The following is a 23,594-nucleotide window of genomic DNA, read 5'->3' on the forward strand; positions in this document are numbered from 1 at the left end:
CGCCACCCGCCCGGCCCGGAGGTATCCGTTTGGCAATCGCTTCGTGCCGCCGCAGGGTGCCCGGGATCAACAGAACGGAGGCGCCCATGCCCATCACCCCCGAACAGGACCTTGCGCTGCTGCGCCGGTCGATCACGCTGGCCGAGGAAAGCCGCGCCCGCGGTGACCACCCCTTCGGCGCGCTGCTGGCCGGCCCCGACGGCGAGATCCTGCTGGAAGAGATGAACACCTGCGGCACCAGGGGCGACCGGACGGGCCATGCCGAGCGCAACCTGATGACCGCCGCCTCGCTGAAATACGACGTCGAGTTCCTGCGCGGCTGCACGATGTACACCAGCGCCGAGCCCTGCGCGATGTGCGCAGGCTCAGTCTACTGGACCGGCGTCGGCCGCGTGGTGCACGGGATGAGCGAAAAGGCCCTGAAGGACCTGATCGGCCCCGACCCCGAGAACCTGACCATGGACCTGCCCTGCACGGTCATCTTCGGCGCGGGGCAACGCCCGGTCGAGGTGGTCGGCCCGCTGCTGTCCGAGGAAAGCGCGGTGGTCCACGAAGGGTTCTGGTCGGGACTGGGCTGAGGCTCCGATCCGCGCAACGAAAAAGGGCGGCCCCGATGGGCCGCCCTTTGTGCATTGGCGCGCCGGATCAGACGAGGAACAGGTTGTCCACGCCGAAGTCGATCGCAGGATACTCGTCGGCGCCAGTGTAGCCGTTCTGTATCCCGACGTAGAGCGAATCGATCTGCTCGAAATACGACAGCATCTCGGACTTGCTGATCCCCTGGAGATAGGTCTGGGGACCGTCCTGGACCTCCTGGTATCGCAGGTCCCATGTCCCGTCGCCGCCGTTGGCATAGTCGGCCTGAAGCGAGAAGTAGGGCCCGCCGGAATAGGTCGTCGCCGACAGGCTCAGCCAGGCGTCGCCCACCGCCGGGTCCTCGACCACGAGATCGAAGTTCACGAAGGCGAAACTGTCCCCGTCGGCCCGCTCGAGGTCGAGCCAGACATTTTCCGCATGGGTGGCGTTCAGCCCGAAATCGGCCTCTCCGTCGCTGTCGAGGTCCTGGAACGGGCGCTGGACGCCGCCGAAGCCGACAAACCAGTCGAAGACGAAATCGCCTTCGGCATAGCCCGAACCGCCCGTTTGGACGCCATTGTTGAAGGTGATCGCCGGGGCGGCGACGCCCCCCGCATAGGCCACGTCGACATTGTCAAAGCGCAACATCTCGACGCCGGTCAGCGTATCCGTGCCGAGATCGCCGACCAGGTCGGTCACCGTCATGACCGGGCCCTCGGTGATCGCGAAATCGGCGAAGTCGCCGGAATAGACCACGATGTCAGTTCCGTCGCCGCCGTCGATGCTGTCGTCGCCGGTCCCGCCGTCGATCAGGTCATCGCCGACGCCGCCGTCGAGCGTGTCGTCCCCGGCGCCGCCGATCAGCGTGTCGTCGTTCCACATGCCGGCCAGGCTGTCGGCCTGGGCGGTGCCGGTCAGGGCGTTCTGCCTGCTGTCGCCGATCACCGAGAGCGCGTGGCCGACCATGCCCGAGCCGTCCACGTGCTCGATCCCCGTGACCCAGTCATAGCCGCTGCCGGTGCCCTGGCCCGAGGTCTTGCGCAGGTCGACCGAGATGTCGGACGTCACGTCGGTAAAGGCCAGCGTGTCCTCGCCGGCGCCGCCGTCCATGGTGTCGCCACCACCGCCGCCGTCGATCCAGTCGTCGCCATCGCCACCCTGGATGTCGTCGGCACCGTTGTCGCCCAGCAGCGTGTCGTCGCCCGCGTTGCCGATCAGCGTGTCGCCGCCTCCGCCGCCGATCAGCAGGTTCGCCGCGGCGTCGCCCGACAGCCAGTCGTCCTTCCAGCCGCCCTCGAGCCCCTCGATGCCGACCAGGTGGTCCTGGCCCTGCCCGGTCCATTGCTGCCCGACCGCCGAGAGGTCGACATTCACCGCGTCGCCGCCGTGGAAGCTGACGATGTCGAAGCCGTCGCCGCCGATCAGCGTGTCCTTGCCGTCTCCGCCGATCAGGGTGTCGTCGCCGGCCCCGCCATCGATCAGGTCGTGGCCATTGCCGCCGTCGGCCAGGTCGTCGCCGCCCCCTGCCGTCACGTTGTCATCGCCGGTACCGCCAAGGATCGTGTCGGCATCGCTGCCGCCATAGATCATGTCGTCGCCGGCCGCGCCGTCCAGCAGGTTGGCGCCCGAGCCGCCGTGCAGGGTGTCGTCGCCCCAGAGGCCGTACAGCGTATCGTCCCCGTCGGCGCCCAGCAGCTCGTTCCCGGCGCCGTCCCCGTAAAGGACCGAGGTCTCGCCCGTCTGGGTGACTGCCATCACGTTCTCGATGCCCTGAAGCACGTCCAGGCCCGCACCGGTGGATTGCACACCCGAGATCCGCAGGTCCACAGTGATCGCCGTGGTGCCATGGGTATAGAAATGCGCAATGTCGATGCCGCCACCGCCGACGAGCGAATCGTTGCCGCTGCCGCCGATCAGCGTGTCGTCGTCCGCGCCGCCCTGCAGCGTGTCGTCTCCGGCCTCGCCCCAGAGCTGGTCGAACCCGTCGCCGCCCTTCATCAGGTCGTCGCTGGCCGCCCCGGCCTCGAGCGACGGCGTGGCGCTGTCGCGCAGCATGTCGTGGCCCCAGCCGCCCTGCAGCGTGTCGTTCGCGGCGCCGCCTTCCAGCGTGTCATTGCCGGCCGAGCCCTGCAACAGGTCGGCCCCGGCTTCGCCTTGCAGCAGGTCGTCGCCCGTGCCGCCCTGCAGCGCATCGCCGTGGTCGCCGCCCGCCAGGGTGTCGTTGCCGTCGCCGCCGTCCAGGCTGTCGGCCCCGGTCCAGCCGCGCAGGTCGTCGTCATCGTCGCCGCCCGTCAGCGTGTCGTCGCCGGACCCGCCCTGGAGCGTGTCGCGGCCGACCGAGCCGTCGATCAGGTCGTTGCCCCAGCCGCCGTCAAGATTGTCGTCCCCCCAGCCGCCATCCAGCGTGTCGGCCCCGCCGGACGCGTTGATCGTGTCGTCGCCCGCCTCGCCGCGCAGCAGGTCGGCCCCGCCCGAGGTCTCGATCAGGTCGTTGCCAAGCCCGCCGCGGATGTCGTTGTTGCCGCCGTCCGAGATCAGCCGGTCATCCTCGTCGCTGCCGGTCAACGTGTCGTTGCCATTGCCGGTGGCGAGGTTGTGGATGCCGATGAAGCGGTCGTTGCCCATGCCGGTGGCCTGCTGCCAGGGCGTGCTCAGGTCAACGGTCAGGTCGATGGTGCCGGCCGTCGCGACAAATGCATTGGCCGTGTTCATGAAGACCCAGTCTTCGGCATCGCCGATGTAGACGTCATCACCCATGGTGGCATAGAGCGCGTCGGCATAGTCGCCGGGGGCCGCCGGGCCCTCGGGCATGTCGTCCGCGTCGAGCGTATCGTTGCCGGCCCCGCCGATCAGCGTGTCGTGGCCCGCGCCGCCGATCAGGATCGACCCCTCGGCCGCCGCGCGCAGCGTGTCGTCGTAACCCGAGCCCAGCAGACCTTCGATCGAATCGAAGGTGTCGCTGCCCTCGACCGTCGCGCCGCCGGTGCCCAGGTCGATCTCGACCCCGCTGGCCGCGTCGGCATAGGAGGCCACGTCGATCCCGTCGCCGCCCTCGAGCGTGTCGTCGCCCGCGCCGCCGTTCAGCGTGTCGTTGCCGTCACCGCCGCGCAGCGTGTCATCACCGTCCCGGCCCCAGAGCCGGTCGGCCCCGCCGCCGCCATGCACCAGGTTGACCTGCGCATCGCCGTAAAGCCAGTCGGCGGAGTCGCCCGCCGCGATCGCCTCGAACCCGGTCAGCAGGTCCAGCCCCTCGCCGGTGTCCTGCACGCTGCCCTGCAGCGCCAGATCGACGGTCACGCCGATCTGCCAGCCGGGATGGTAGGCGAGGAAGGTGTCAAAGCCCGCGCCGCCCGCGATGGTGTCGTTGCCGTAGCCGCCGCTGACCAGATCGTCGCCAGTGCCCGCGTCGATAAGATCGTCGCCATCATCGCCATAATAGCCCGAGGGCCCACCGACGATGGTGTCGTCGCCAAGGCCGCCGGTCAGCGTGTCGTTGCCGATCCCGCCGTCAATATAGTCGGCGCCGTCGCCGCCCTGCACGGAATCCGCGCCGTCCTGGGCAAAGACCGTGTCGTCGCCCGCGCCTGCATCGACGATGTCGTCGCCTGCGCCGCTGTCCACGCTGTCGTCACCGCCGTTCGCGGTGACGCTGTCCGCGCCCGCTCCGGTGTCGATGGTGTTGACGAAATCCGTGCCGATCACCGTGTCGTCGCCCGAGGCGGTGGTCACGTGCTCGATGTCGCGGATCACGTCCTCGCCGTAGCCGGTGTTCTGTGCCGTCGTCACGTTGAGATCGACATGGGCCGCGCCGGCCAGGCCGAAGATGTCGTTGAAGACGATCCAGTCGCTCCCGTCGCCGCCGTCCAGCGTGTCGGCTCCGTAGCCGCCGTTCAGATAATCGTTGCCCTGGCCGCCCTCCATCAGGTCGGCGCCGCTGCCGCCGCCCAGGGTATCGTTACCATCGCCGCCGATCAGCGTGTCGCGGCTGTCGCCGCCGCCCAGGCTGTCATGGCCCGCCCCGCCATCGATGCTGTTCGCGCCATCCTCGCCCAGCAGCGTGTCGTCGCCATCGCGGCCCAGCAGCGTGTCATCGCCCCAGGAGCCGAGGAACAGGTTGTCCGCGGCGTCGCCCATCAGCAGGTCATCCCCGGCGCCTGCATAAAGGTCCTTGATCCCGACGATCAGGTCATTGCCCTGGCCGGTGTTCTGCCGCGTGGTGAGCGCGAGATCGATGGACAGGTCCCCGCCCCAGGCCACGTAGTTGGTCTGCGACACACGGGTCAGGAAGGACATGTAATCCTCGCCATCGCCGAGGATATCGTCATCGCCGAGCCCGGCGTTGAAATTGTCGCGCCCGCCGTTGCCGACCAGCGTGTCGTCGCCATCGTAGCCGATAAGCTGGTCGCTGCCGGCGGTGCCGGTCATGCTGTCGTCATTGTCGGTCAGGTAGACGCGGCCGGTGTCGCTTGTCAGGCCGATGAACAGCTTGTCGCCCTGCCCGGTCGCCTGGCGCGACGTGTCCGACATGTCGAAGGTGACACCCGGACCGGCCTGGTCGAAGAACACCGACGCCAGGCTGGTGACGCCTCCGAGGTCGATGTCGTCGTCGCCAAGGCCCATGCGGATCACATCGAACGAGCCGGTCGAGATGATCGTGTCGTTGCCCGCCCCACCGTCCAGCGTGTTCTGGCCGATGCCGCCCTCGAGCAGGTCGTTGCCGGCGCCGCCGTCGATCAGGTCGTCGCCCCAGCCGCCCCGCAGCGTGTCCTGCCCGGCCCCGTTCCAGTCGCCCGTGATCGTGTCATCCCCGGCCCCGCCCAGGATCAGGTCGTCGCCATTGTCGCCAAAGAGCTCGTTGGCCAGGGCATCGCCGCTCAGCGTGTCGTTGTGGGCGCTGCCGTAGAGGTGCTCGATCCCGACCAGGTAGTCGATACCCTCGTTGGTGTTCTGCGCACCCGAGACGGTCAGGTCGACCACCACGCCCGTCTGCGCGCCGGTGAAGGCCGCGATGTCGGAGGTGCCGAAATAGCCGTTCAGCGTGTCGTCGCCCGCGCCGCCCTCGAGCCGGCTCCAGTCGCCGCTTTCGCCGTTCAGGCTGTCGTTGCCAGCCCCGCCGTACAGCTCGTCGTCGCCCCAGCCGCCCAGCAACGTGTCGTTGCCGTCTTCGCCAAAGAGCCGGTCATCGCCGCCGCGCCCTTCTAGCCGGTCGGCGCCGCCGCGGCCGTCGAGCATGTTGTTCTCGCCGTTGCCGTAGATCGAATCGTCGCCATCGGTGGCGACCACGTCCTCGATCCCGCTGGCCTCGACCGTGTCGAATGCATCCGGATCGGGGCCGTTGACGGGCAGCTCCTGCGGGCCGCCGTTGCCAAGGTCGAACGAGATGCCGACATAGGTCGAGCCGCTGAAATCGACCAGGTCGTAGCCGAAGACGTCGCCGTAGTCGCCACCGCGGAGGGTGTCGTTGCCAGCCAGCATGACAAAGGTGTCGTCGCCTTCCCCGCCCAGCAGCAGGTCGTCGCCCGCGCCGCCCTCGAGCCGGTCGTTGTCGGCCTGCCCCTCGAGCGTGTCATCCCCGTCCTCGCCGAACAGGAAATCCTCGGCATCGCCGCCGACGATGCTGTCCTGCCCGGCCCCGCCATGCATGTGGTCCGCATCGACGCCGCCATAGATCGTGTCGTCGCCGTCCATGCCCTCGAGCAGGTCGATGCCGTCGTTGCCCTCGATCAGGTCGTGCCCCGACCCGCCCATGATGGAATCGTCGCCATCACCGCCGTAAAGCAAGTCATCCCCGCCGCCGCCGATGATGGTGTCGTTGCCGGCTTCGCCCAGAATGGTGTCGATGCCGTCATCCGGGCCGTCCGAGTCGCCGTTGATGTAGGATACGTCACCGTCGCCAAACAGCAGGTCGTCGCCGTCGAAGCCGCCGATCAGGTCGGCCTCGGTGCCGCCATAGGCGGTGTCGTTGCCCTCGCCGCCATAGATCGAGTCCGACCCGGCATCGCCCGACAGGCTGTCGTCCAGCTTGTTGCCGTTCAGGACGTCGTCGCCGGTGCCGCCATTGATCGTGTCGTCGCCGTCGTTGCCGGCAAAGGTGTCGTTGCCGTCCCCGCCGTCCATGGAATCGTCGCCGGACCCGCCCAGCAGGCTGTCGTTGCCGCCCAGGCCGTCGAGCGTGTCGTTGCCGCCGAAGCCCTCGATCGTGTCGTCGCCCGAGGTGCCGGGCAGGCTGTCGTCGTCACCGCCGCCCTGCACCAGGTCGCTGGGCGGTGTCAGCGCCGCGCCCGGCGCGCTGAAATAGCTGACCGAGGCGGCCGCGGACTGGGTGTCGTTGCCGTCGATATCGTCGTCGAATGCCATGAAGAAAATCCTGCTTGTCTGGGGTCGCCCCAAAGCGCCCCACGACGCCGCCCGGCGCAAAGCCGGCCCGGCGACAATTTCAAAGGCGTTGACCTGAATGATCTCCCGCCGCGTCCCACGGCGAAAATGCCCTGAACAGGCGTATGGATCAACCGGTCAGGAGTTTATTAACCATGATTAACGATGGCTTCCGACCCGAAGGCCCGGGGCCTTGCGCCGACGGCAGGCGCATGCGCTCCGTTGCGAGACGCGGGTCGGCGCAGCCCGCGCCGCGCCGGCGCCCGTCAAATGATGAAATCGGCCAGCGAGATCAGCGCGCGGTCGAAGCCCTCGAGCGTGATCGTGCCCTCGATGCCGACCCAGGACAGGTCGATCACCGTCTGCGCGGCGTCCCCCGTGACCGCGCCCGAGGCGATCAGCTTGGCATAATCGGCGATGCCGAGCTGCGACAGGTCGATCAGGTCGATGTCGTTCTTGAAATCGGTGATGACGTCGTCGCCGAAACCGCGCGCAAAGATGAAGGTGTCGATGCCGCCGCCGCCGGTCATGGTGTCATTGCCCGCGCCTCCAATGATCTGGTCCTTGGCGCTGGCGCCGCTGGCGTCGATCACGTCGTTGCCGCGCCCGCCCTTCAGCACGTCGCTGCCGCCGGTGCCCGCGATCAGCGTGTCGTCGCCGTCGCCGCCCAGCAACGTGTCGCGCCCGACGCCCGCGATCAGCAGGTCGTCGCCCGCCCCGCCCGCGATGCTGTCGTCGCCGTCGCCGCCATCCAGCAGGTCATCGCCCGCGCGTCCGGCCAGCACGTCTTCGCCCACGCCGCCCTCGAACTGGTCCTCGCCAGCGCCGCCGTTCAGCGTGTCATTGCCGTCCTGCCCGCGCACGATCCCGTCGACCTCTCCGCCCCGGCCGATGAAGAGGTCGTCGCCGAGGTCGAGGTTCACGTCGCCGTCAAGGAACCCGCCGTTGCGCACGGTGTCGGCGTCTTCCCCGCCGACCACGTTGCCGACGATGGTGCCGTAGTTCTGCAGCAGGTTCGGGTCGTCGATGTCCCCCTGGAAAGCGATGCGCACCGCGCTCAGGATACCGTAGTTGATCACCTGCAGCGGCTGGACCCCGGCCAGGTCCACGTTGACCTCGATCGCGTTCGCGCTGAACGAATTCGCGCTGGCCATGATGGTGCCGTGGTTGATCAGCACGCCGGTGCTGCCGATCCACTTCACCCCGTCGTTGCTGACGCTGTGGATGGTGCCGAAGTTGGTCAGCGAAGCCCCGACGGAGGCCATCGACACGCCCGCCCCGAAGGAGGTGATCATGCCGAGGTTGGAGAGGGTGGCCGAGGTTGGTGAGGTTGGCCGAGTTGCCCTCCAGGTTGACCGCGGCGTCGTTGCTGGCGCTGACGACGCCGGTCTCCAGCACCACCACCCGCGGGGAGCTGGTGCCGATCACGCCCATGTCGATGGCGGACAGGTCGCCGTGCAGCGCGCCGCCGATGGTGGCGGTCATGCCATTGGCCGTGCCGGCGATGGCAGTCGCGGTGGCCGAGAGGATGCGCACCCCTTCGAGCAGGTAAAGGTCCTGCCCGGTGGTCAGGGTGACTCCGGTCCCGTTGACGATAATGTCTGAGGTGATGAAGGTCGTGATGTCAGGTGTCTCCAGCGGGCGGGCCAATTCCGCGCCCCCGCAAATGATGGGGGACAGGCGCGGCCTTCAGGCAAGCGCAATCTGCGCGCGCGGCGCAGTTTCAACCGGCACGTGTCGGATGCAGGCCCGCGGCCCCTCTGAACCCGAACGCGCGCGCCAATGGCCGGGCAGAGGCGCGCAAATCCCTTGAGGATGGCGCTGGTTTTCCGGGCCACGGTCCGGCTTCACGAGGGAGATCCCAAGCGACGTTCCCTCGCCGATGCGCGGCATCTCTGCGCCGACAGCCTGGCCCGCGCGGGCATGGACGCGGATCACGCGGGCATCGCGGCAATGGCATCGCGCTGGCGGTGCACCTTCTGGGCATGCTCGGCGGCGGCAAGGGCGTGTCAGGGAAAGCCCGGCTGCCCCGGGCGGGGCAGCGCCCGGCGCCGCGCGATCACGCGGCATCGGGCCGTGTCCATGTGCGCCACAGGGTTGGCGCGGGCGGCGCCTGCGTCAGAGCCCCAGCTCGTCCAGCCCCGCAACGGCTATGGTGACCGTTGCCGTGTCATAGCCGCCCAGCCCGTCGGACACGGTGTAGACGAAACTGTCGTCCACCACCGCGCCACTCGCCAACGCCTGCAGCGCGGCCGACCCGGTCGGGTCGTACAGCACGTCGCCCTCGGGCGTCAGCGACACCGCCGCGCCCTGGGCCGAGACCGCGTCGACCGACAGGATCACCAGCGTGTCGCCATCGGGCTCGACGTCATTGGCCAGCAGCGCTGCCCCGTCCAGCGTGACCGCCGTGTCCTCGTCGGTGTAGCCGGCCGCCGCCGCGCTGCCATCGGCGTTGAAGAACCGCGTGTAGACGTCCGAGGTGAAGTCGCTGTTCCGGGTGCCCCAGCTGACGGCAAACCCGCCCGAGGCGAGCGCCGTGATGTCGGGCGCGATCTGGCCCTGCGATTGCAGCGGATCCAGCGCGATGTCCCCGCCCAGCGCCGTGCCGTCGGCCGCGAAGACCCGCACATAAGAGGTCGAGGCATAAGTCGTGAGGTTCACGCTTTCCCAGGCAAAGACCAGGTTGCCGCTTTCCAGCACGGTCACCGAGGGGCGCTGCTGATAGCCCGACGTGCCGCCGTTGACGAGGAACTCGGACACCGTTTCGACCCCGAGCGGGCTGAAGATGCGTGCCTTGATGCCCGAGGCATCGGTGTCGTCCACCCCGTCCTCGGACACCCAGGTGATGACAAATCCGCCGCCGTCCAGCGCGGCCACGGCCGCGTCGGTCTGGCCGTTCGCCATCTGTTGGTTGACCGGGTCGCTGGTGGTGAAGGCGGTTCCGTCATCCCGGAACATCCGCGCGCGGATGCCAAAGCCCGAGCTGTCGTCGATCCCGTCGTTCGAGCTGTAGGTCACGACGAACAGCCCCGTGTCGAGCGCGGTGATCGCGGGCTGCGACTGCACGTAATCGGTGGTGTCGTTGACGAACAGCTCACCCGTCACCGCCGTGCCGTCCGGGTTGAAGAGGCGCATCTTGATGTTCGACCCCTCGGAGAACCCCGTCACGAAATCGGTCATCCAGGTCACGGCGATCACGCCGCTGGCCAGCTGGGTCACGCCCGACAGGTATTGCAGGTCGGTGGTTTCCTCGTTGACAAGGAACTCGCCGCTGGTCGGCGTTCCGGCGGCGTCAAAGATCCGCGCCTTGACTTCCATGTCCGTCGCGTCGAACGGGTCGATCCGGCTGGACCAGGTGGCCATGAAGCCGCCGCCCGAAAGGGCGACGAGGTCGATCTCCTGCTGGTTGCCGGTCGTGACATCGGCCAGCACCAGGTCGCTGACCAGCGTCTCGCCGGCCGGCGTCACGATCTGCGCCCGCACATCCGTTAAGGACCCGCCGCTTTCCTCGCGCGAGCGCCAGGCGACCAGCAGGTTGCCGCCTTCCAGCTCGACGACCGAGGCGCCGTCCTGGTTGCTGGTCGTGTAGGCGTTGGTCAGGATGCTGTCGGCATAGGCGACGCCGGCAAAGCTGTCGTCGGCCGCAATGGGCGCATTGCGGTTGGCGCTTTCCACCGACAGGCTGACCGTGGCGGTATCGACCTCGCCTGCCCCGTCCGAGACGGTGTAGGCGAAACTGTCCACCAGTGTCTCGCCCACGCCCAGCGCAGCGATCGCGGTTGAGGTGGTCGGGTCGTACTGCACGTTGCCCGCGTCGTCGACCGACAGCGTCGCGCCCTCGGCCGAGGTGGCCGCCAGCGAGAACAGGCTCAGCACCTGCCCCTCGGGGTCGCTGTCGTTGGCCAGCAGGGTGGCGGTCTCGATGGTGACCGGGGTCTGCTGGTCGGTCAGCGGCGTGCCGTCGCTGCTGAGGTCGTCATCCGCGCCAACGGGCGCCTGGTTCACGCCCTCGACCACCAGCGACACCGTGGCCGTTGCCGTGGCGCCGGTTTCATCGGCCACCGTGTAGGTGAAGCTGTCGGTCAGCAGCTCTCCGGCCCCGAGTGCGGCGATCACGGTCGAGCCGGTGGGGTCGTAGATCACCGTGGTGCCGTCCAGCGTGACCGTGGCCCCGCTGGCCGAGGTCACCTCGACCGCGACAAGGCTCAGCGCCTCGCCATCGGCGTCGCTGTCGTTGCCCAGCACGTCCTCGGCCGCGATGGAGATCGGCGTCAGCTCGTCGGTATAGCCCGCCTCGAAGGGCGTGCCATCGGCCTGGTACCGGCGCGCCATGGCGATGCCGCCATCGCTTTGGTAGACGTTGTCCTCGCGGTCGATCCAGCCGACCATGAAACCGCCATCGGCCAGGGCCGAGATCGTCGGCGTGCTCTGGTAGCCGGCCGTGGTCTGGTTGACGAGGACCTCGTCGCCCAGCGCCGTCCCGTCCGCCGCAAAAACCCGTGCCGCGATGGCCGAGGCGCTGACGTCGCCCTCGTTGCCATAGGTCACCCAGGCCACGGCAAAGCCGCCGCCCGCAAGGCCCACGACCGAGGCGTTGGTCTGCGCGCTGCCCGTCAGCTGGTTGATGGCAAAGGCAGGCACCGTCTCGACCCCGGCGGCATCGAAGATGCGCGCCTTGATGCCCAGGCCGTCCGGATCGAAGGCCGTGTCGTCCTCGGTCCAGGTCACGATGAAACCGCCACCGGCCAGCGCCGCCACGTCGGCCTGCTGCAGCGTGGTGCCGACGTTGGGCCCGCTGGCGATCGGGATCTCGGAGACCGCGAAATTACCCATGGCGTCGTAGACCCGGGCCGTGATCTCGGTGCTCGTGTCGTCCCGCGACACGTAGGCGGCGACATAGCCGCCGCCGGTCAGCGCCGCGATCTCGGCCGGCCAGACCGTGTCGGTGCTGCTGAAGCTGATGGCGGAATGGTTGCGCACCAAGCTGCCACCCGAGGTGAAGATCGCGGCCGACAGCTGGCTGTTGCCCGCATCGTCGGCAGACAGCCAGCTGACGACAAAGTTGCCGCCAGCCAGGGCGATGACATCGGGATTGGTCTGGCTGCCGCTGATCGGGGTCGCGGCAAGGATCTCGGAGCCCAGGACGGTGCCATCCGGCCCGAATATGCGCACGAAGATGCCGCGGCTGCTGACCGAGGTCGTGTCGTCGTCGCCTTCCCAGGCCACGACCATGTTGCCATTGGGCAGCGCGGCCAGCGCCGGGTTCCAGTAGAAGGCATCGGTCGTGTCATGCACCAGCGTCGGGGCCAGCACCTCGGCGCCGTCCGCGTCGAGGATGCGCAGCTGCACCTGCGAGGCATAGCCGGTAAGGCTGGTGCTGTAGACCAGCGTCGCGATGTTGCCGCCCGCCAGCTCGGCCGTGTCGACCGTGCGCATGTTGCGCGTGGTCTCGAGCGCCGGGTCGCTGACCGCGAATTCATTGGCGAAGATGTGCTCGAGCATGTCGTCTTGCGCCAGCGGGGCCGCGTTGCCTTCGCCGACCACCTTGAAGGTCACGGTGGCGCTGGACTGGCCGCCATCCGCATCCTCGATCGTGTAGGTGAAACTGTCCTCGAGCGTCGCGCCATTGGCCAGCGCGGCCAGGACGGCCGAGGAGGTGGGATCATAGAACACGTTGGTGCCGAACTCGCTCAGCGTGACCGTCGCGCCAAGGGCGCTGGTGGCCGAGACGGCGACGATCTCCACGGCGCCGCCATCGGGATCGACATCGTTGCCGATCAGCTGGGTGTAGAAGATGTCCTGCACCGTCTGGTCGTTGGTCAGCGCCATGTTGAGCGGCACCGCAGTGCCCAGTGCGTCGCTAGCATGGAACAGGCGCTGGGTGAGCCCCGCATTGGGGCCGCCGGAGTTTTCCCAGGCCACGACAAAGCGGCCGCCGTTCAGCGCGGTGATCTGCAGATCCTGCACAGTGTTGGAACTTGACCAGCTGCCGGTCTCGTTCACCACGATTTCCGGCGTCGCATAGGTGCCCACCGCTTCGAACAGGCGCATCACGATCTTGCCGTCATCGGCCATCCAGGCGACGACGTAGCCCCCGGTATCCAGCGCGGCGATCGCCGGATCCCAGCGCGTTGTCCCGCCATTTTCGAAATCGAGGCTGCTCAGGGCCAGCACGTCCGTGGTGGGGGTGCCGTCCGGCGCATAGGCGCGGCCGCGGATCACGGTGCCGTGCCACCCGTACGTCAGGCCGTTGGCGACGTAGCTGTGGGTTTCCTCGCTTTCCCAGGCGACAAGGATATTGCCACCCGCCAGCGTGGTCACTGCCAGTTCGGAGGCGGCGCCATCCGCGACATCGCTGACGATGAACTCGTCGGTCAGGGGATTGCCATGCGCCTTGATGAACCGGCCCACGATCTGGCGCCCGTCCCCGTCCCAGCGCTCCCAGAAGGCGGCGAACCCGCCCGTATCGAGGGCCGAGATGCTCAGATCCCCCCCGACCGGCGTATCGCTCAGCGTGCGGATATCGCCCTTGAGCACCGCGTCTTTGGTGAATTGCTGCGCCTTGGCCACCCGATGGCCGGCGGTATCGTCATATTCCTTCCAGGCGACGACAAAGCCGTTGTCCAAAAGGGTGACGCTGGGGCTTTGGACATTGCCACTGGGGATATCCGCCACGCGCAGCAGCGTCGTTTCGACCCCGGGCGCGTCGGGATCGGGCGCGAACCGGACAATCTGGCCGCTGGTGTCGTAGATCTCGAGATAGAGACCATCCATCCCGAAGCCGGACCGCGTCGTGACCACGGCAAAGGTCCCGTCCGCAAGCGACGCCACGTCCGCGCCGTCCCACGTGATCGGGCCTATGGTGAATTCCGGCACGGTTTGCTTGCCATCCCGGTCATAGATGGTGGCCCGCAGGCCCGAATGATCCCAGTAGTTCAGCCAGGCCACAAGGTAGGTGCCATCGTCGCCCAAGGTGGTCAGCAGCGGCGCCTCGGGCGCGCTCTCCGCGGCGGACTTGACGACCAATTCGCTGCCGGTCGGGCCGCTGCGCGTGCTCCAGTCATAGTAGGTGCCGTTGAGGTAATCGTCCTCCGCCTCGGGCGGCGACAGCACGGCGAAGCCGCCGAAGTTGTCGGCCGAGAAGCGCTGCGCGGCGCGGTCCTCGATCCGCAGCAGCGTGGTCCCGAAGCTGGCATCGCCGTCGAAATCGGCCAGCAGCAGCGTGTCCGCGCCGTCCTGCACCAGCCGCAGGAAGGTGCCGAAGGGATTGACGATGCCGTCCCACTGGCCGGTGATCGCGGCCAGCGGCGAAAGGTCGATGGCATCGGCGCCGACGGTGAAATCGGTCAGCACCTGCGTCTCGACCGTCGCGGTGGAGGCAAAGGCCAGCCGGACCACGTCTCCGCCGCTGCCCAGCGCGATGGTGCTGGTCCCGCCCACGACCACGAGGGTGTCCGCGCCGCCACCGGCGTTGACCTCGTTCCCCGTGCCGCCAAGGATGGTGATCTCGTCGCGGCCGCTGCCGCCGACCACGGTGTCGCGGCCATGGCCGACCATGATCGTGTCGTTGCCCGCGCTGCCGTTGACCGAGTTGTCGCCATCCCCGGCGTCGATCCAGTCGTCACCCGCGCGCGCGATGATCGTGTCGTTGCCGGCGCCTGCGATGATCGTGTCGCTGGCGCCGACGCCCTTGTCCGTCCCGTCGCTGAAGCGGTTGTCGCCCTCGCCCAGGTCCACGTGGTCGCGGCCCTTGCCGCCGTCGACGGTGTCGTTGCCGCCCCCGGCCAGGATGCTGTCCGCCCCGTCATCGCCGGCAAGACGGTCATCCGCGGCGCCGCCGACCAGGGTGTCCGCGCCGGTGCCGCCCGACAAGTCCACCGCGGTCAGCGCCACGCCGGCGTCGATGGAATCCGCCCCGCTGCCGCCACTGACCGTGTCGCCGGCCAGCGCCGCGAAGGCACCCAGCAGCAGGTAGCTGTCGTTGCCGGCACCAAGGATGACGTCATCCTCGCCCGTGCCCTCGACCAGGTCACTGCCGCCACCGGCATTGACCTGATCCGCCCCGAGCCCGGTATTGATCGTGTCATGGCCGCCGCCCGCGCCCACGGTGTCATTGCCTGCGCCGGTCAGGATCCAGTCCGCCCCCGTGCCCGAGGTGATCGAGTTGTCGCCGTCCCCCGCGTCGATGGAATCGTCGCCGTTGCGCGACAGGATCGTGTCGTGGCCGCCCCCCGCGACGATCGTGTCGCTGGCGCCCACGCCCTTGTCCGTCCCGTCCGCGAAACGGTTGTCGCCCTCGCCCAGGTCCACGTCGTCGCGGCCCGTGCCGCCATCGACCGTGTCGTCGCCATCCCCGGCGATGATGCTGTCCGCGCCGTCTCCGCCCGACAGCAGGTCGCCCGCAGCGCCGCCGATCAGCGTGTCCACGCCGCCGTCGCCGCTCAGATCGACGCCGGTCAGCGCCAGCCCGGCGTCGAGGGAATCCGCCCCGCTGTCACCGTTGACCGTGTCGCCCGCCAGTGCCGAAAAGCCGCCCAACAGCAGGTAGGTGTCGTCGCCGGCGCCCAGTGACACCGTGTCTTCGCCCGTACCCTCGACCAGGTCGTTGCCGCCGCCCATGTCGATGGAATCGGCCCCGAGCCCGGCATTGGCCGTGTCGTGCCCGCCGCCCGCGTTCAGCGTGTCCGCCCCGTCGCCGCTGCGCAGCGCGTCATTGCCGCCGCCGCCGACCAGCAGGCCGGGCCCGTCGAAATCGGTCAGCACGTCGGCGCCGCCTTCGCCGCGCAGCGTGTCCTGCCCGGCCCCGCCGTCCAGCGTGTCGTCGCCATTGCCGCCCACCAGCCGGTCATCGCCGTCAAGGCCAAGGATGCTGTCGTCGCCCGCCCCGCCCTTCAGCGTCTCGGCCCCGGTCGTGCCCGCGATGACATCGTCCTGGGTTTTGGTCTTTTCGGGTAGCGTGGACAGGTCGATATCGACCAGCGGCGCCACCGGGCCATCCGGGATCGAGGTGATCGACGTCACGTTCGCCAGCTTGGACAGGTCACCCGTCGAGGTCAGCGCCGCGCGCTGGTCGCCGCCGATGCGGAAGACGTGGCTGCGGTCGTCCGTTGCCGAGGTCAGGACGAGGAAATCGGTAAAGCTGGTCTCGCGGAAGGTCATGCGCACGGCGCGCAGGCTCCAGCCGGACCCAAGGTCGCTGCCGTCCAGCGCCAGCCCGTATAGATCGCCCGGCGAGGGCGCCAGCGCGATGGCCTCAGGCCAGTCATCGGTCGCGGTTCCAGCCTCTACCGTGTAGGTGAGAAGGAAATCGTCACTGACGACGAAGGTGAGAGTGCTGGATTGCCAGTCGATGGCAGTGCCGAATTCATCGACGGCCCAGGAGCCGCCCTCAAGCACGAATGTCGTCATGAAAATATCCCCGTCAGAAATCAGCCTAGGGCGCCCGTCCCTTGGCGCCTGGCAAGAGCCTACACGGCCTGGCGGAATATGTTAAGCTCGGACGGGTCGTTCTGACCATTTTATGCAGGAAGACCCACGCATTGCCCCGGAAGCGGGCAGGAGATGGGCCGAACCGACTGGTCCCGCCCGCTGCCCGCAGGTCATCCCGCCCCACCTCAGGGCCCGGCCTTTGACGGCCGCCTGCCCCCCGCGGAGGGCAGGCTGTCACCGCCGCGACACGGCACGGACGCCCCGTGACCGCGGCGCCGGACGGGGGCGGGCATCCGCCTGGCCGGGCCATGTCTTGCGGCTTGTGCGCAAGGGTGCCCCGCGATGTCAGCCCTTGACCGCACCGGCTGTCAGGCCGCTGACGATCTGCCGCTGGAAGATCATGACCAGCACCAGGAGAGGTGCGGTGATCGAGACGGCGGCCGCGACGGCCTCGACCTGGTCGGTCATGGTCGTCTCGCGGCTGAACATCCCCGCGATGGCCGGCACCATGGTCTGGTTCTGGGCGTCCAGCAGCAGGGAGGTCACGAGAAAGTCGTTGTAGCCCAGCAGGAAGGAAAACAGCCCGGTGGTGATGACGCCCGGCCACATGACCGGCATGATGACCTTGCGAAACGCCTGCAGATGCGTGCAGCCATCCACGCGGGCGGCCTCGTCCAGCTCGGCGGGGATGCTCTGGAAGAACGAGTTCAGCATCCAGATGGTGAAGGGCTGGTTGATCGCCACCAGGACGGCGATCACCGCGAAGGGCTTGCCATAAAGCGTCGGGGCGTTGTCGCCCAGGATCGGGGCAAGCCATTCGGCCGAGTTCACGAAGACCGGCAGGTAGCCCGCCACCAGGACCGAATGCGGCAACGCGCGGAAGATGAGCGCGACGATCAGGATCCAGAAGGCCAGCGAAGTGCGCGACCGCGCCAGCCCGTAGCCCGCCAGCGTCCCGACGGTCAGCGACACGATGACGACACCCAGCGTCACGACCAGCGAGTTCTGGAAGTTGAGCGCAAAACCCCTGTCCACCCAGACGGACCGGTAATGTTCGGCGGTCAGGCCGATGACCGGCTGGCCCAGGGGGCCGGCCACGGGGTCCAGCAGGCCCAGCAGCCAAGGCAGCAATCCGAAGAAAACGACAAGCGTGCCCAAGCCCAGGACCAGGCCACCAAGCCCCCAGCCGACCGGGCGGATGGCCTGCGGCACCCGCGTGCGTATCAGCCGCGGCAGCGTTCGGGCGCCCAGGCGGATCGCGCCCCAGATCACGGCCAGGCCCAGGACCAGCCCGGTGAGAGAGATCCCGTGCCCGTCGCCGATGGTCCGCGGGCCAAGAAGAACGGCCAGCGCATTGCGGTCGAAGGCGTCGATGGGCGACTTGAAGCTCATCACGGCGACCCAGAAGATCGGGAAGGCCGCGACCACGCACCACAGGAACAACATGCTGCTCATGGCCAGCTGAAGCGAGAGCGGCCGTCTCATCGTCGTTTCACTCATGTCAGGCACCTCGCTTGTGGTCGCGCCACGTGTTGCGGACGAGCGGAACGAGCAGCAGCGCGATTCCGATCATGGTGAGCATTGCCGAGGCCGAGGCCCGGCTGACCGCGCGGTTGCCCGCGTCATCCGGCGTGAGAAGATCGTAGGTCAGCCATTGCAGGCTGATCACATGCCCCTGGCTGGAAAAGCCGACGACCTCTTCGAAGACCCGGTAGGCATCCATCAGGTGGATCATCGTCACGAAGATGACCAGCGGCTTGAGATGCGGCAGAACCACGTAAATCAGCCGCTGCCAGCGGTTCGCGCCGTCGATCATCGCGCTTTCCAGGCTGTCGCTGTTCAGGCTTTGTAGCCCGGCGTAGAAGATGATCCCGGCGAAGGGCGCGATGTGCCAGACGCGGTACAGCATCATCATCAGCTCGATGGTCCAGCCCTGCGCGAACATGGCGATGTCGCGGCCGGACATCCATTCCATCGCCGCGGTCAGGATGCCGTCACCGCGGAACAGCCAGTTGACCGACAGCGCGCCGATGACCGGCGTGATGATGTAGGGCAGCAGCGAGATGAAGATGACCGGCCCCTTGATGGATTTCGCGGCGAAGTCGATCAGCAGCGCCACCGCGAGGCCAAGCCCCACGACGAAAGGCAAGGTGATGAGCGTGAAGGTCAGCGTGAACCGCAGGGCCTTCCAAAAGTCGATGGCCATCAGGGCCTGCCAGCTTGCCGAGGTGACGGCCGCCCAGGTCTCGTCGAGCTTCAGCACCCGTTCATAGCTTTGCAGGCCCACGAACCGGGTCGTCGTGACGACCTTGCCGTCGGCGTCCAGCACAGGGCGCGACTTCATCTCGGTCACGCAGGTCTGTTCCAGGAACCCGGGCGAACAGGTCTCGACCTCCACCGTCTCGAAGGCCGGCTGCGTCAGGTAGAAACTCTGCACGAACACGCTGATGAGCGGGAAGGCGATGAACACCAGCATCATCAGCAGCGAGGGCGTGACGAAGAAGGCGAATGTCTTGAACTTCATGGGTTGTCCTCGGCCCCGGGTGACACGATCGGGAGAGGCGCGCCAGGGCGCGCCTCTCCGGTGGGCTTACTGGAGCAGGCCCGCTTCCTTGGCGGCCGTCATGTAATCCGCCTCGATCGCGTCAAGCGTCGACTGGGCATCGCGGGCCCCGGTCAGGAAATCGGCGATCACGTTGCCGATGGCCGAGTGCATCATCGCCATCTCGGGCGAGGTCGGGTACATCAGCGGCGCCGGGTCGGTCGTGGCGGTGGCGATGGCGCCCTTGGCCAGGCGCCCCGGCTGGTAGCCGTCGATCAGCCAGATCGCGTCGTCGTTGTTGGCCGTGACCATCTCGGTGTCCATGCCCTCCATCATCAGCCGGAACGCGGCCTCGGCGGCCTCGTCCGAGATGTTCTTGGCGATCACCATGCCGTCCCACCACAGGGTCGCCGCCGGACGGTCGCCGAAGGGCGCAAAGGGCGCGGCCGCGGTGTCGACCAGGCCGACGACCTGGCTTTCGGCCTCGTTGTCCAGCGCCCCGGCCCGGCTGGCCCAGAGGTTCGACAGGGCCACCGTGCCCTGCTGGAACTGCTTCTGGACATAGGTGGAATCCGACACGAGGTACTCGGGGTCCATGTAGGCCGTGTAGGCCTTGATCGCCTCGAGCGTCGCAAGGCCGACCTCGTTGTTGATCGCCGGAGAGCTGTCATCGCCATAGAACGGCAGACCCGAGCTGGCGTACATGTTGATGAACTCGAGCGCGAGGTTCCAGCCCGCCATGGTCATCTGGCCCAGCGGATACTCGGCCTTGCCCTCGGCCCGGATCGCCTCTGCCGTTTCCATCACCTCGTCCCAGGTGGTCGGCACGGCCAGCCCGAGCTCGTCCAGGATATCCTTGCGGAAGGTCATTTCCTGCGTGTTGAGCATCATGGCGATGGCCATGATCTGGCCGTCGATGCGGATCAGCTGGTTCGGCTTCAGGTGCTGGCCGTATTTCTCGACAAGGTCGTCGAGCGGACGGATCGTGCCCTCGGCCAGCAGCGGCGTGATGGTGCCGTTCGAGATGCCGCCGATGGCATAAAGCGACGGGTTCGCGGCAAAGGCCACCGGCTGCTTGGTGCGGAAATCCTGGTCCAGCTCGGCCTGGAAGTTCCCGCATTCCGCCATCGCGTCCGTCACGGACTTCCAGGCCTGGAATGCCGGCGACAGCGAGGTCAGCGGGATGTCGTTTTCAAAGGCGCAGTCGGCCAGCGCGGAGGTTGCCAGCAGCGCAAGCCCTGCGGCCCCGGCGAGAAGTGTGGTTTTCATGATCATTGCTCCTTGTTGGTAGGGTTCACCGCTTGAGGGTGCTTGATGTTCAGGGGTCACGCCCCGATCCGGGTGCCCGTCTCGATGTCGAAGAAGTGGCACTTGTCGGCGGGCACGCCGAAGGACACGGGCGCGCCGATCTTGGCGCGCCAGGACTTGTCCGCCTTGACGGAGACCAGCGCATCCCCGAGCCGGACAGAGACCATCGTCGCGTCCCCCAGCAGCTCGAGCGTGTAGATCGGCGCCGTGATCGCGCCGGACGGCGCCACCACCGCGGCATCTTCCGCGCGAAAGCCGAGCGTGACGGGCTGGTCGGGCAGGTCGATGCCGGGGATTTCCGTGTGCGGCGCCAGGAAGACCCCGCCCCGCACCTCGCCGTCGATCAGGTTCATGGCGGGCGTGCCGATGAACCCCGCGACAAAGGTGTTGGCGGGCGTGTCGTAGATCTCGGTCGGGCTGCCGACCTGCTGGACCACGCCCTTCTTCATGACGACGACGCGATCCGCGAGGGTCATCGCCTCGATCTGGTCATGCGTGACGTAGATGGTGGTGACGGCCAGTTCATGGGTCAGGTTCTTGATCTGCGCCCGCGTCGAGACACGCAGCTTGGCGTCGAGGTTCGACAGCGGCTCGTCCATCAGGAACACGTTGGGTTCGCGCACGACGGCCCGCGCAAGGGCCACCCGTTGCCGCTGACCGCCCGAGAGCTCGGCCGGCTTGCGATGCAGGAACGGGTCGAGTTCAACCATCGCCGAGGCGCGGCTCACCTTCGCATCGTGGGTCTTCGGATCGGACCCGCGCACCTTGAGCGGAAAACGGATGTTCTCGTAGACATCGAGATGTGGGTAGAGGGCATAGGACTGGAAGACCATCGCCACGTCCCGGTCCTTGGGCTCGAGGTCGTTGACCCGCTTGCCGTCGATCAGGATGTCGCCATCCGTGACGCTTTCCAGGCCCGCGATCATGCGCATCGTCGTGGTCTTGCCGCATCCCGACGGCCCCAGCAGGACCAGGAATTCGCGATCCTTGATCGTCAGGTCGAATTCCTGCACCGCCTGGAAGGTGCCCCAGCGCTTGCTTAGCTTGCGCAACTGGATTTCAGCCATGTTTTCCACCTGTTCATCATCGCTCCATCCAGACGTTAGGGACATCGACAGAAAAAGCAACAGTTTTGTTGACAATTTTGGCGACGAACCGCAAGGTGAGTTCAAGGCACTGAAATCCAGCCTGAAATACAAGCATCGAGAGGTACGAAGAATGAGAGGATTTGACGAGAAATGGCGGGATGTCCCGCATTTCATCATCGGAATCACAAAGGAAATCTGGGAAGATCGCGAGATCGGCAGCCTGCGTCACCGCTATGCTCCGGGCCTTATCGTGCGCTCTCCGGCCAGCGTGTTGACCGACAACACCCAGGTGATCGGCGCCACCATGAGCACCCTGTCCGAGTTCCCGGACCGGCAGCTCTTTGGCGAGGACGTGATCTGGTGCGACGATCCCGAGCGCACCAACGACGACACCGAGGCGTTCCTGTCATCGCACCGACTCATCTGCACGGCGACCCACACGCATCCGGGCGCCTACGGGGCCCCCACCGGCAAGAAGCTGTGCTACCGCATCCTGGCGGACTGCGCGATCCGGTCCGACGCGGTCTACGACGAATGGCTGGTCCGCGACCAGAGCGCCATCGTCAAGCAGATGGGCTTTGACGTCGTGGACTGGGTGCGCGCCGCGATCGAACGCGAAGGCGGCCCGGACAAATGCGTCAAGCCGATGACCCCGGCCAACGACGTCGCGGGCCCCTATACCGGCACCGGCAACCAGGACGAATGGGGCCAGCGCTATGCCGAGACGATCAGCCGGATCATGGCGGCCGATTTCCAGGTGATCGGCACCGATTACGACCGCGCCTGCAACGTCCATTATCCCGGCGGGCTGGACACCTGCGGCCGCGAGGCCGTCGACCAGTTCTGGATGGGGCTGCGGTCGTGCTTCCCCGACGCGACGTTCCGGATCGAGCACGTGATCGGCCGCGACGACCCGCTGCTGCCGCCCCGCGCGGCGGTGCGCTGGTCGCTGCACGGCAAGCACAGCGGCTGGGGACGCTTCGGCACGCCGACCGGCGCCGAAGTCTACGTGATGGGCATCAGCCACGCGGAATACGGCCCGTTCGGTGACGATGGCGGCCCGGCCATCCGCAACGAGTTCTCCCTGATCGACGAAACGGCGGTATGGAAACAGATCATTCTCCAGACCGGCTGACATCGGTCTCCGGCCCGCGGGACCAGGCCCCCAGGGGGATCGCAACGATCGCCCTGGGCGCTGACGTGGAGCCGGTCGATTTCACCTTCGTCGGCCTCGGCTCCGCGTCGATGCTGGCCTTCACCTCGGCGGTCGAGCCGCTGCGCGTGCTCAACCAACTGGCGGGCCGCCGCATTGCACGGTGGCGGCTTGTCACCCCGGGCGGCGCGCCGCTGACCTTTTCCTGCGGGCTGAGCATGGCCGCCGAGGACCTGCCGGTCGATCTGCCGCGCCACGGCCGGGTGATCGTCTGCTCGGGCGCCGAACCCGAGGCCTCGCTGTCCGACCCGGTGACGGCGATGGTGCGACGGGCCTGGCGGCACGGGCACGTGGTCGGCGGAATCTGCACCGGCGCCTATACCCTGGCCCAGGCGGGATTGCTCAGGGGCCACGCCTTCACCCTGCACTGGGAGAACACCGAGGCGTTCGAGCTGCGCTATCCCGGCCTGCGCTCGACCCGCCAGCTGTTCGCCATCGACAGGGCCATCATGACCTGCGCCGGGGGCACGGCCGCGACGGACATGATGCTGGCCGTCATCAATGACCGCTACGGCCCGGTCGCGGCGCGGGTGGTCATGGAAATGTGCCTGCATCCGGCCATGCGGCCCCCGGGCGAGGCGCAGAAGGCGTCGCTGGCATTCGCCATGGGCGTCCGCAACGAAAGGTTCCTTGCGCTGGTCGAGGACATCGAGGACAGCGCGAACTGGCTCGACCCGATCGCCTCGATCTGCGAACGGCATGCGATGTCGCGCCGGCAGATGGAGCGGCTCTTCAAGAAATACACGGGCCATTCGCCGCGAAGCTACGCCAGGCTGCGCCGTCTTGACCATGCGCGGATGAGGTTGACCGCCACGAACCTGTCGATCCAGGAGGTGGCGTCGGAATGCGGCTTTGAATCCTCGCGCGCGTTCGCCATCAGCTTCAAGAAGCGCTTTGGCGTTACGCCCACCGACTATTCTCTGGCCCTGCGGGAAGGCGGACCGGCCTGACCCGCGCTGCCTGAAAGGGTTGACCCTCCCCGTGCCCCCGCTTTGCGCTGTCACCCTGCCCCGACTGTCCCCGCTCCTGCGAACGTGCCACAGGCACAGGCACAGGCACAGGC

At 67.7% G+C, this 23,594-nt stretch carries 11 protein-coding genes; 4 read left to right on the forward strand and 7 right to left on the reverse strand.

Annotation, left to right across the window (positions count from 1 at the left end; translation table 11 throughout):
* Positions 1-86: 86 nt before the first annotated feature.
* Positions 87-578 carry a nucleoside deaminase gene (locus tag MF270_RS10630; protein ID WP_238365862.1) on the forward strand — a complete coding sequence of 164 codons (492 nt, stop codon included), beginning with the start codon at positions 87-89 and terminating at the stop codon, positions 576-578.
* 67 nt (positions 579-645) lie between these two features.
* On the opposite strand, the gene MF270_RS10635 is transcribed toward MF270_RS10630, so the two are convergent.
* Entirely contained in the window at positions 646-6,933 is a 6,288-nt protein-coding gene (locus tag MF270_RS10635) for a calcium-binding protein (protein WP_238365863.1), read from the reverse strand.
* 284 nt (positions 6,934-7,217) lie between these two features.
* Positions 7,218-8,246, reverse strand: a complete 1,029-nt coding sequence (locus tag MF270_RS10640; RefSeq protein ID WP_238365864.1) for a calcium-binding protein — start codon at positions 8,244-8,246, stop codon at positions 7,218-7,220.
* Between the two features lie 71 nt (positions 8,247-8,317).
* Between MF270_RS10640 and MF270_RS10645 the strand changes: the two genes are divergently transcribed.
* Complete coding sequence (locus MF270_RS10645; RefSeq protein ID WP_238365865.1) at positions 8,318-8,503, forward strand: hypothetical protein; 186 nt, start codon at positions 8,318-8,320, stop codon at positions 8,501-8,503.
* A 566-nt stretch (positions 8,504-9,069) separates the two neighbouring features.
* On the opposite strand, the gene MF270_RS10650 is transcribed toward MF270_RS10645, so the two are convergent.
* The 5 genes from MF270_RS10650 to MF270_RS10670 all read right to left on the reverse strand — a co-directional run bounded on the left by MF270_RS10650 (position 9,070) and on the right by MF270_RS10670 (position 21,297).
* Positions 9,070-16,359 (reverse strand): Ig-like domain-containing protein, encoded by a 7,290-nt coding sequence (locus MF270_RS10650; RefSeq protein ID WP_238365866.1) that lies wholly within the window; start codon positions 16,357-16,359, stop codon positions 9,070-9,072.
* 366 nt (positions 16,360-16,725) lie between these two features.
* Positions 16,726-17,880, reverse strand: a complete 1,155-nt coding sequence (locus MF270_RS10655; RefSeq protein ID WP_238365867.1) for a carbohydrate ABC transporter permease — start codon at positions 17,878-17,880, stop codon at positions 16,726-16,728.
* A 1-nt stretch (position 17,881) separates the two neighbouring features.
* Complete coding sequence (locus MF270_RS10660) at positions 17,882-18,904, reverse strand: carbohydrate ABC transporter permease (RefSeq protein WP_238365868.1); 1,023 nt, start codon at positions 18,902-18,904, stop codon at positions 17,882-17,884.
* A 66-nt stretch (positions 18,905-18,970) separates the two neighbouring features.
* Entirely contained in the window at positions 18,971-20,191 is a 1,221-nt protein-coding gene (locus MF270_RS10665) for an ABC transporter substrate-binding protein (RefSeq protein WP_238365869.1), read from the reverse strand.
* A 56-nt stretch (positions 20,192-20,247) separates the two neighbouring features.
* Positions 20,248-21,297 (reverse strand): ABC transporter ATP-binding protein, encoded by a 1,050-nt coding sequence (locus MF270_RS10670; protein WP_238365870.1) that lies wholly within the window; start codon positions 21,295-21,297, stop codon positions 20,248-20,250.
* Between the two features lie 151 nt (positions 21,298-21,448).
* On the opposite strand from MF270_RS10670, the gene MF270_RS10675 reads away from it, so the two are divergent.
* Both MF270_RS10675 and MF270_RS10680 read left to right on the forward strand, forming a co-directional pair.
* A complete protein-coding gene (locus MF270_RS10675; protein ID WP_238365871.1) occupies positions 21,449-22,453 on the forward strand; it encodes a nuclear transport factor 2 family protein in 1,005 nt (334 codons plus the stop codon).
* Entirely contained in the window at positions 22,423-23,481 is a 1,059-nt protein-coding gene (locus tag MF270_RS10680; RefSeq protein WP_238365872.1) for a GlxA family transcriptional regulator, read from the forward strand. The genes MF270_RS10675 and MF270_RS10680 overlap by 31 nt, the downstream gene beginning before the upstream one ends.
* The last annotated feature ends 113 nt before the right edge of the window (positions 23,482-23,594 follow it).

The sequence above is a fragment of the Mesobacterium pallidum genome (genome assembly GCF_019966535.1).
Classification (GTDB): domain Bacteria; phylum Pseudomonadota; class Alphaproteobacteria; order Rhodobacterales; family Rhodobacteraceae; genus Mesobacterium; species Mesobacterium pallidum.

Excerpts from the sequence above, each read along its gene's own strand:
- MF270_RS10640 (WP_238365864.1), bottom strand. The coding sequence starts at position 8,246 with ATGATCACCTCCTTCGGGGCGGGCGTGTCGATGGCCTCCGTCGGGGCT.
- MF270_RS10675 (WP_238365871.1), top strand. The coding sequence starts at position 21,449 with ATGAGAGGATTTGACGAGAAATGGCGGGATGTCCCGCATTTCATCATC.
- MF270_RS10680 (WP_238365872.1), top strand. The coding sequence starts at position 22,423 with ATGGAAACAGATCATTCTCCAGACCGGCTGACATCGGTCTCCGGCCCG.
- MF270_RS10665 (WP_238365869.1), bottom strand. The coding sequence starts at position 20,191 with ATGAAAACCACACTTCTCGCCGGGGCCGCAGGGCTTGCGCTGCTGGCA.
- MF270_RS10660 (WP_238365868.1), bottom strand. The coding sequence starts at position 18,904 with ATGAAGTTCAAGACATTCGCCTTCTTCGTCACGCCCTCGCTGCTGATG.
- MF270_RS10670 (WP_238365870.1), bottom strand. The coding sequence starts at position 21,297 with ATGGCTGAAATCCAGTTGCGCAAGCTAAGCAAGCGCTGGGGCACCTTC.
- MF270_RS10630 (WP_238365862.1), top strand. The coding sequence starts at position 87 with ATGCCCATCACCCCCGAACAGGACCTTGCGCTGCTGCGCCGGTCGATC.
- MF270_RS10635 (WP_238365863.1), bottom strand. The coding sequence starts at position 6,933 with ATGGCATTCGACGACGATATCGACGGCAACGACACCCAGTCCGCGGCC.
- MF270_RS10650 (WP_238365866.1), bottom strand. The coding sequence starts at position 16,359 with ATGACGACATTCGTGCTTGAGGGCGGCTCCTGGGCCGTCGATGAATTC.
- MF270_RS10655 (WP_238365867.1), bottom strand. The coding sequence starts at position 17,880 with ATGAGTGAAACGACGATGAGACGGCCGCTCTCGCTTCAGCTGGCCATG.